The sequence below is a fragment of the Pedobacter sp. genome (genome assembly GCF_035317785.1).
Taxonomy (GTDB): Bacteria; Bacteroidota; Bacteroidia; order Sphingobacteriales; family Sphingobacteriaceae; genus Pedobacter.
This window is the reverse complement of the sequence record NZ_DATHGC010000269.1, coordinates 1-9,086: the sequence shown is the minus strand read 5'-3', so window position 1 is coordinate 9,086 and position 9,086 is coordinate 1. Positions and strand designations below refer to the sequence as shown.

10 protein-coding genes are annotated in these 9,086 nt (G+C 42.5%); 7 read left to right on the top strand and 3 right to left on the bottom strand.

Annotated elements, in window-relative coordinates:
• Both VK541_RS16745 and VK541_RS16740 read left to right on the top strand, forming a co-directional pair.
• Window positions 1-518 (top strand): prolipoprotein diacylglyceryl transferase family protein (locus VK541_RS16745; RefSeq protein WP_324371480.1); only part of this gene is annotated, 518 nt, incomplete at its 5' end.
• Window positions 519-532: 14 nt separating this feature from the next.
• The gene (locus tag VK541_RS16740; protein WP_324371479.1) at window positions 533-1,327 is read left to right on the top strand and encodes an inositol monophosphatase family protein; all 795 of its coding nucleotides are present in this window, start codon (window positions 533-535) and stop codon (window positions 1,325-1,327) included.
• 68 nt (window positions 1,328-1,395) lie between these two features.
• Here VK541_RS16740 and VK541_RS16735 read toward each other — a convergent pair whose 3' ends face one another.
• The 3 genes from VK541_RS16735 to VK541_RS16725 form a co-directional block, all read right to left on the bottom strand.
• Window positions 1,396-1,953: a NifU family protein gene (locus VK541_RS16735; RefSeq protein ID WP_285057505.1), complete on the bottom strand. Its 558-nt coding sequence runs from the start codon at window positions 1,951-1,953 to the stop codon at window positions 1,396-1,398.
• Window positions 1,954-2,075: 122 nt separating this feature from the next.
• On the bottom strand, window positions 2,076-3,422 hold the full coding sequence (gene purB / locus VK541_RS16730) for an adenylosuccinate lyase (RefSeq protein ID WP_324371478.1): 1,347 nt from the start codon (window positions 3,420-3,422) through the stop codon (window positions 2,076-2,078).
• 103 nt (window positions 3,423-3,525) lie between these two features.
• Complete coding sequence (locus VK541_RS16725; RefSeq protein WP_324371477.1) at window positions 3,526-3,738, bottom strand: hypothetical protein; 213 nt, start codon at window positions 3,736-3,738, stop codon at window positions 3,526-3,528.
• A 328-nt stretch (window positions 3,739-4,066) separates the two neighbouring features.
• Between VK541_RS16725 and VK541_RS16720 the strand changes: the two genes are divergently transcribed.
• The 5 genes from VK541_RS16720 to VK541_RS16700 all read left to right on the top strand — a co-directional run.
• Window positions 4,067-4,633 (top strand): sigma-70 family RNA polymerase sigma factor, encoded by a 567-nt coding sequence (locus tag VK541_RS16720; RefSeq protein WP_324371476.1) that lies wholly within the window; start codon window positions 4,067-4,069, stop codon window positions 4,631-4,633.
• 5 nt (window positions 4,634-4,638) lie between these two features.
• Window positions 4,639-5,730: a serine protease gene (locus VK541_RS16715; RefSeq protein ID WP_324371475.1), complete on the top strand. Its 1,092-nt coding sequence runs from the start codon at window positions 4,639-4,641 to the stop codon at window positions 5,728-5,730.
• Between the two features lie 253 nt (window positions 5,731-5,983).
• Window positions 5,984-6,592, top strand: coding sequence for a DUF4255 domain-containing protein (locus VK541_RS16710; protein ID WP_324371474.1), 609 nt, complete (start codon window positions 5,984-5,986; stop codon window positions 6,590-6,592).
• Window positions 6,589-7,698, top strand: coding sequence for a hypothetical protein (locus VK541_RS16705; RefSeq protein WP_324371472.1), 1,110 nt, complete (start codon window positions 6,589-6,591; stop codon window positions 7,696-7,698). Before VK541_RS16710 ends, VK541_RS16705 begins: the two co-directional genes overlap by 4 nt.
• 15 nt (window positions 7,699-7,713) lie before the next feature.
• On the top strand, window positions 7,714-9,086 hold a 1,373-nt coding region (locus tag VK541_RS16700), incomplete at its 3' end, for a hypothetical protein (RefSeq protein WP_324371471.1).

The following is a 9,086-nucleotide window of genomic DNA, read 5'->3' as shown; positions in this document are numbered from 1 at the left end:
CTTTACACATGCTTGATATTGGCGGGCCTGGTATGATGCGGGCCTATAGTGTAGGCAGGATTGGCTGTCACCTGTCGGGTGATGGTGACTGGGGAATCTCTAACTTAAATCCTAAGCCTTTTAACTGGCTTCCGGACTGGTTATGGGCTTATACCTATCCGAATAATGTTGCCGGTGAGGGAGATCCGATAGCAGGCTGTGTAGGTAAATTTTGCAATGAACTGCGCGACCCGGTATATCCGACACCTATTTATGAGGTGATCATCTGCTTTATCCTGTTTCTCTTTTTGTGGAAGATCCGTGACCGCATTAAGTCTCCGGGCACTATGTTTGGGATTTACCTGATGCTGAACGGTATTGAGCGTTTTTGTATAGAACTGATCCGGGTGAATACCAAATACCATGTGGCAGGCATCCCTTTTACCCAGGCAGAATTGATATCGAGTTTGTTATTCTTGTCTGGCTTGCTTCTTGTGAGCTATTCTCAAAGGAATAAAGAAAAATTGGCTAATTATTAAACTCATTTACGGATTTGGATTACGAACTGCTGTGCAATAAAGTTATTGCCATTACACGTCTGACAGGCAATTTTATCAGGAAAGAATCTATGAATTTTGATGCGAATGCTATCGAATTCAAGGGATTGAACGATCTGGTCTCTTATGTGGACAAAAATGCGGAGAAGCAGCTGGTCAGGAACCTGAAGAAACTGATTCCGGAGGCGGGGTTTACCACAGAGGAAGAGACCATTAACAGTAAGGGCGAGGTGTACAACTGGATCATAGATCCGCTGGACGGGACTACAAATTTTATTCATGGAATCCCCACTTATGCGGTTAGTATTGCCTTGTATGAGGGAGATCAGCCTGTGATAGGGGTGGTCTACGAGATCAACAGGGGAGAAATGTTTTATACTTATAAAGGCGGCGCGGCTTACCTGAACAATAAAGAGATCAGGGTTTCAGGCAGAACTGCCCTGGCGGATTGTTTATTGGCTACCGGATTTCCTTATTACCAGTTTGATAAACAGGCGAAATACATGCAGCTATTTTCTGAAATGATGCAGAAATGCCATGGATTAAGACGGATCGGTTCAGCTGCTGTTGACCTGGCTTATGTGGCCTGCGGCAGGTTTGATGCTTTTTTTGAGTACAACCTCAACGCCTGGGATGTAGCTGCGGGTGCGTACCTGGTACAGCAGGCCGGTGGAAATATCCTAAACTTTAGCGGTGGTGATGAGTTTATCAATACCAGGGAGATTTTAGCTACGAATGCGAAGATTGATGGGGAGTTGCTGGAGACCATTGACAGGCATTTTAATCAATAATTCTAAGACATTAAATTAGGCGCATAAAAAAACCTTTGTATAAAGGTTTTTATTAAGTATTTTTAAAACTACAAGGCCTCCGATACCACTTCTTTAACCTCAGGCACCATTCTCTGCAACAAGTTCTGTATGCCTGATTTAAGGGTGATGATTGAAGAAGGGCAGCCGCTGCACGAGCCTCTGAGCTCCACTGTCACCACGCCATCGTTCTCATCAAAGGATTTATAGCTGATCGCTCCGCCATCCTGCTCTACTGCGGGGCGAACATAATCGTGCAGGATCTGCTGGATCTTGATCTCCGTATCTGTACCTTCAAAAGCGGGAGCCTCTTCGGAAGTATCTTCTTTAATCTTATATTCTGACTCAACAGCACCTTTGACAAACTCTTTCAGGATAGGTTCTACATCTGCCCAGTCCGTTCCTTCAGTTTTGGTGATGGTTACGAAATTACTTGCGAAAAAGACACCGTTTACAAAGTTGAACTTGAACAGCTCTTTGGCAAAAGGAGAATGCTCGGCACTTTCCTTCGTTGCGAAATCCTCACTGCCATTGATCAATAATTTATTGACCATGAACTTCATTGTAGCAGGGTTCGGTGTTTGTTCTGTATATACGTTGATAGTCATTGTCTTATTTTTTTCTACAAAAATAATTAATTCATTGATGCAAATTCAGACCACGATGTCTGTTTTAGGTCATTATATTTTAGAATGATTATAATCTGTCCGGATTATATAGACACATAAAGTTAAAATATGCCTGTATAAGTAAAAGGAGTGATCTTTTTAAGTTCTGCCTTTAGCTGATCACTGACATCCAATCCATCTATGAAATTGGCCATGGTCAATGCTGTGATCTTCTCATTGGTACGGGTGAGGTCTTTCAGTGCCTCATATGGATTGGGATAAGCTTCTCTTCTCAAAACAGTCTGTATGGCCTCTGCTACTACCGCCCAGTTGTTTTCCAGATCGGCGTTAATGGCATCTTCATTCAGCAATAATTTGTTCAGTCCTTTTAAAGTTGATGCGATCGCTATGGAAGTATGCGCCATCGGTACGCCAATGTTTCTAAGAACCGTAGAGTCCGTTAGGTCCCTTTGGAGCCTGGAAATTGGCAGTTTGGCTGCAAAGAATTCAAATAAAGCGTTGGCCATACCCGCATTTCCTTCTGCGTTTTCAAAATCAATCGGGTTTACTTTATGCGGCATGGCGGATGAGCCTATTTCACCTTCCCTGATCTTTTGCTTGAAGTAATTTTTAGAGATATAAGCCCAGATGTCCCTGTCCATATCGATCAGGATATTGTTGATTCGTTTTAAGGCATCGCACTGAGCCGCAAACTGATCGTAATGCTCGATCTGGGTGGTGTACTGGGCGCGAGTTAAGCCCAGGATCTCATTGACAAAATTATTGGAGAATGCTACCCAGTCGGTTTGCGGATAAGCGATATGATGTGCGTTAAAATTGCCCGTCGCCCCGCCAAACTTGGCACTGTTCGGGATGCTTTTTAAATTGTTCAGCTGTATTTCCAGCCGCTCGGCAAAAACCATGAACTCTTTGCCGAGTTTAGTAGGAGATGCCGGTTGTCCGTGGGTATGTGCCAGCAACGGGATGTTTTTCCATTCTGCGGCAAGTTCCTTTATTCTGGCGATCAGCTCAGCGATCTGAGGATAGTATACTTCATTCAGCGCCAGTTTGATCGTAAATGGGATTGCGGTGTTGTTGATGTCCTGTGAGGTCAGTCCGAAATGGATGAATTCTTTATAATCCTGCAGGCCAAGCTCATCAAATCTTTTCTTGATGAAGTATTCCACGGCTTTCACGTCGTGATTGGTGATTTTCTCGGTGTCTTTAATTTCCTGGGCGTGCCCGTCATTGAATTGCTCATGTATGGCACGGAGCCTGGAGTAGCCAGACTTATCAAAATCCTCTAAACCGGCTATCTGAGCCTCGCAAAGTGCAATAAAGTATTCTATTTCGACATGCACCCTGTATTTAATCAGCGCATATTCAGAAAAATATTTAGATAGGTTTTGTGTGGTATTTCTATAACGGCCGTCAACCGGAGAAATGGCTTGAAGAGGAGATAAATTCATGGACAATACTGTTTTAAAGCGCAAAGGTAGCATTATTAGTCCAACAAAAAAGGCGTACGATATAGATCGTACGCCTTTTATAAGTTTTTGACTTAGCTTACTACTAGTGTTTTACTGTATCAGTAGTTGTAGTAGTAGTAGTAACTGCAGTATCTTTTACAGTTGAATCAGTAACTGTAGTATCAACATCAGTAACAACTGCTGAAGAATCAGTTAAAGTAGTATCTGTAGCTTCGCCAGTTTTTTCTGAATTACAAGCTGCTACTGATAAAGAAATTGCTAAAGCTAAAAAGCCAAATTTAAATGCGTTTTTCATTCTAATTCTGTTTTAAATAATTAATTAATTTTAGTGATTAATACCTTAAAGTTTAAAAGGTAACCCAGGTAACCGAAAAAAAATAAAAATATTTTTATTTGTTCCTGTTTCACGCCGCAAATGTATTGTTTCTGCTCAAATAATCCGGAAAAATTTTAAAAAATACAATTTGGGTTACCCTTTGCGGTTATGTTGTATTAAACGGTAAGCATCAGGAGCTGCAGAGCTCATTTAGATGAGCAGTAAACGATGTGAGGATGAAAAATCTAAAAAAGATTATTTTTTTATTTAACATTGGGTTACCATTCACACATAAATGTATTAATTGGTGAGTAATAAGTTAAGCAGTTCAGTTCCAACAGATAGAGAGGTAGTTTTAGGGATCTTAAACAACTCGGAAGATGCGCTAAATAAACTGTATACCGGCTATTTTCCGATGATATTGCAGTTTATTTTGAATAACAATGGTGACGAAGATGATGCGAAAGATGTATATCAGGAAGGGATCATTGTTCTTTACAATAAAATAAAAGGCGGAAATTTTGAGTTGAGCAGTAAACTAAAGACGTATATATATTCGGTCTGCCGGCGCATCTGGCTAAAAAAGCTAGCCCAGCAAAGCAGGAAGGCCAGTAATATCGCCGACTTTGAAGATGTCATAGCTACCGAAGATGATGTGGAACAGCACGAAGAGAAAGACCGGCAGTTTGAGAAAATGCAGGCTGCGCTCCTTCACCTTGGTGAACCCTGCAAGACCATTATTCAGGACTTTTATATCAACAACCTGTCTATGCAGGACATCTGCGAAAAATTTGGCTACACCAATACAGATAATGCCAAGACACAGAAATATAAATGTCTGCAAAGACTTAAAAAAATATTTTTTCAAACCTAGTTGAAATGAGGAACGAGATAGAGTTAGAAGGTATCATTGAAGATTACTTGAACGGTAAGCTGACTGAGGCAGAAGCTAAGGCTTTTGAGGAGTTGCGTTTGAACGATCCTTCAGTAGATCACCGGGTGGTTACACACAAGGTTTTTCTGGAATCTTTGCAGGATTATGCTGTGATATCAGAACTTAAGCATAAAATGGATCATGCCCATGCGCAGATCGATGTCGATGCGCTGAGCAGAAAGCTTGGGCCGCATCCTTCATTTGTAGTGAACATCTGGCGCAAAAATAAAGCAGCTTTAGGTGTGGCAGCGTCTTTTATCCTGCTTACGATGGCTATGCTTTATTCTATACAGCAGAATACACAGCAGATAGGCAGCGTTGAACTGATGAGAAGTGAGCTTGGCAAGATTAAAAATTCGCAGAGCAGCCTGATCAGAAAGATCAATTCTACTGCAAACGCACCGAAAAATGAACGTCCTGCAAACTATGGGGGAACGGGCTTTGCGCTGACGGCTAGCGGCTATATCCTGACTAACCTGCATGTAATTAAGGACGCAGAGTCTATAACTGTTGTAGATAATAATGGCAATTCGTACAAAGCAAGGGTAATCAGAACAGATTCCCAGTATGATCTGGCTATCCTTAAAATAGCTGATGATAATTTCACACCGCTTTCCAACCTTCCTTACCGGTTAAAACAAAATGGTGTAGCTATGGGAGATGAGGTGTATACTTTAGGATTTCCTAAGGATGACGCTGTGTTTAACCAGGGTTATGTAAGTTCAAAAACAGGTTACAATGGTGATTCTACCCAGTACCAGGTTTCTATTCAGGTTAATCCGGGTAACAGCGGCGGTCCACTCCTTGATCAGCATGGTAATATTATAGGAGTGATCAGTGCCAGACAATCACAGGTAGACGGGGCAACGTTTGCCGTTAAAGCGAAATATATCCAGGAGACCTTAAATACCATTCCAAGTGATTCTTTAGGTAAAAAGCAGGTTTTCAATAAAAGGAACTCTATGCAGAATCTGAGTAAGAGCAAGATCATACAAAAGTTTGATGATTATGTGTTCATGATCAAAGTATACAAGTAAGACGGAACTATTCTTTTTGTCTTAAGCGCACAGCGGGTTACCGGGTTATTTTATGAAACCTGATAACCCGCTGTTTGCTAACCCATATACCCACTTCACTTATTAGCGAAAACAGCCCGGATCTAAAATTATACTTTAGTGTCAATCATCCTTATTGAATTTTTTATTGCGCTAATTAATTTGTCGTCGACTGTGCTGTTGATTTAGCGAAGCTCATTTATTGAGGGTGATTATTGTACTATAAGTTAACAATATGATCCACAACGCTTTAAATTTCATATCTCAGGAAATTAACAGGTACCTCAACAACGCTGCGGGTACAGCCAATGACAAACTTGTGGTGGTGACCAGTATTGTTTCCAATGGCGATCTGGCTATTCCCGGAAAGACAATCGGTCTGACCCTGATGAATATTGAGGAAGACCGTGTGGCGAAAGATCAGCGGGTTACCGTTAAAAACGCGACCGGTGAAATCGAAACCCGCAATCCGGACATTTATCTGAACCTTTTTATACTCATCTCCGCGAATTTTGACGCAGCAGACACCGAAGATCCTACTGAGGACTACCTGGAGGGACTGAAACAGCTTTCGCAGATCATTACTTTTTTCCAGGGCAAGAGTGTATTTACCCAGTCAAACTCCCCGCTGCTGGCCCTGATAGACCCGTCAATTGAACGGTTGAGCATCGAATTGTTCAGTTTCAATTTTGAGCAGATGAACCATTTCTGGAGTATAGTTGGCCACAGTTATCTGCCTTCTGTTTTGTATAAGATCCGTATGATCACCATCCAGGAAAATGTACAGCTGGTGCCTGACGGAATAGTAACTCATGTTGAACTGCTAACCAAACACAGATCATGACCGCCTACAGCAAACTGATCTCATTGAAAGTGAAGCATGATTATTATCAGGATAATCTGAGTGCAGACCTGTATTTTAATCCGGTAGCGGGTGTGAAAAATATCTTTAAGAACCAGCGCTGGCTGAGTAAAGTGTATGATACAGGGTTTAGTTTGATCTGCCAGACCGATGTTGCCAATAAACCGGTCATAGGTATAGGTGATATTACTTTGCATTATGGTATCGGACTGAGGAATGCGGCGAAGTTTAGCGCAGTGACGATTTTGGACCAGACTGCTCCCGCCAAAGCATTTTCAAATCAAAAGAAGATGTATTTCTGCAATGATGCTTTAAATGAAGTGCTGAAGTACACCATACTGGACGACATTATCCCTGATGTTTTTAGCCTGAACTTTTCAGTGGCAGATGTCCATACTGCTGTGACCCTGAGGGTCAACAGTGCGGCGGTAAACAATCATACTATTGAATTTGACGTCAATGGTGCTCCTGTTACCGGGCCTTACCACATCGGCCGGAAAACGGACAAAACATTTTCAAAGTTATTGGAGATGCGGCATTTGCCGGATGGGCTGTATACCATCTCTGTAAAAAATGCGGCTGATACAGGTGCCGATATCGTAACGTTTACCCTTTTTAAAAGTACTGAACTGGCAGCAATGTCAATTTTCGGGGTTCTTGAACTTACCATCCCCGCCAGCAATGCAGCCATTACAGAAACAAAGTTCAGTATTAATTTTAAACGCAAATCTACAACCTGGAAGTATTTTGTCGTCAATCAAAGCGGAATTGATCTCGATGATTTTGACATTCTTTTAAAAGACAAAAGCAATGATGGTACGCCGGACGGAAACCCGGTTTACGGTAAATATAATTTTTCCGGAAACCCGCCGGCACAGCCAATACCTGATCCCCTTAATAATGTAGCGGGGACGAGCACCCTGCTGTTTGCCAGTACAGTAAAAATTCCATTTTTTGAAACAGTTAAAACTGGACTTAAGCTGATTAGAAAAGAGGGGGGGACAGAAGTAGTATTGTCTGAAAATTTACCAAATCCAATACCGGAAAAACAGGCCGGAGAGGAAAGTAAGATCTATGTATATGTTTAAATAATTCATTAAGATATGGCGCTGACCTATAAACACCCCGGAGTTTATGTTGAGGAGATCTCAACAATTCCACCCTCAATCGCACAGGTAGAGACTGCTATTCCAGCATTTATCGGTTATACCGAGAAGCGGGAAAAAAACGGAATTGAATTTGCTGCAAACCTTCCTCAGCGGATCACCTCGCTGCTGGAATATGAAAAGATGTTTGGTGCTGCTTTCAAGGAAACACTGGATGTAGTGATCAATGAACCTAAACCCGGTGAGAACCTGCCGGCTATTGCGGTTTCGGCGCCAACTCCTTCTCCTTATATCTTATACTATCATGTGAAAATGTTTTTTGAGAATGGCGGCGGACCGTGCTACATTGTAGCTGTAGATAAATTTGACCCGGTAACACCTGCTGTAACCAAAGCAAAGCTCAAAGCCGGCGTACAGGCCTGTGAAAAGGAAGATGAGATCACATTGCTGGTACTTCCTGAAAGCATTGGCCTTTTGGCAACGGACATTAAGGAGCTCAATGATGCCATGCTGGCCCAATGTGCCAAATTGCAGGACAGGTTTACGCTGATCGATGTTCCCCAGGGCGGCACTACGGTCATCACTACGGTTGCCGATAATTTCAGGAATAACCTGGTGAGTTCGGATAATTTAAAATATGGTGCTGCTTATTATCCGCAGATACAAAGCGGGGCGAGCTACAACCGGCTGGCAAATGACGATATAAAAATCCAGGCAGACAACAGGGGTGGGGTAAACGCAGGCATCTATAAAAAAACGGGTGCAGCTAAGTCAATCACTAAGGTCATCGATATCGCTGCTCCGGTAGCGCCTTTAAAAGCAAGCGCAAAGATAACCATTACAGGCATTCAAATTGAGAATCATGCGATTTCCATTAATGGCATGGGGCTGTTTTTTGGAACGGGGGGCATTGCTATTGGTGCAAGTCCTACCACTGCAGCGGCAGCGCTGGCGCTGGCAATTAATGCGCATACTGAAATCAAGGAACTGGTTACGGCATTGAGTGCCGTTGATGTGGTCACACTTACAGCTAAAACTGCAGGCAGCGACGGAAATAAGATCACTGTAGTCTACGATCCGAAAGGAGGTGTACCCAGAATCACTGTCAGCAGCAAGACACTTACCGGTGGCTTTAGCAGTGTGGATTTTGGTTTGTACAATTCCATTCTTGCTGCGCTGGACGGTTTTACGGTTCCTTTGTATCCCTCGGGTATGATTGCTGGCGTAATGGCCAGGGTCGATAGTGAAAGGGGTGTCTGGAAGGCTCCCGCCAATGTGAGTATAAGAACGGTTGACAAACCCCTGATCAATATCAGTGACGAGGAACAGGATTACCTGAATGTTGATGCCACATCCGGAAAAAGCATCAA

Excerpts from the sequence above, each read along its gene's own strand:
- VK541_RS16735 (WP_285057505.1), bottom strand. The coding sequence starts at position 1,953 with ATGACTATCAACGTATATACAGAACAAACACCGAACCCTGCTACAATG.
- VK541_RS16705 (WP_324371472.1), top strand. The coding sequence starts at position 6,589 with ATGACCGCCTACAGCAAACTGATCTCATTGAAAGTGAAGCATGATTAT.
- VK541_RS16715 (WP_324371475.1), top strand. The coding sequence starts at position 4,639 with ATGAGGAACGAGATAGAGTTAGAAGGTATCATTGAAGATTACTTGAAC.
- VK541_RS16725 (WP_324371477.1), bottom strand. The coding sequence starts at position 3,738 with ATGAAAAACGCATTTAAATTTGGCTTTTTAGCTTTAGCAATTTCTTTA.
- VK541_RS16710 (WP_324371474.1), top strand. The coding sequence starts at position 5,984 with ATGATCCACAACGCTTTAAATTTCATATCTCAGGAAATTAACAGGTAC.
- purB (WP_324371478.1), bottom strand. The coding sequence starts at position 3,422 with ATGAATTTATCTCCTCTTCAAGCCATTTCTCCGGTTGACGGCCGTTAT.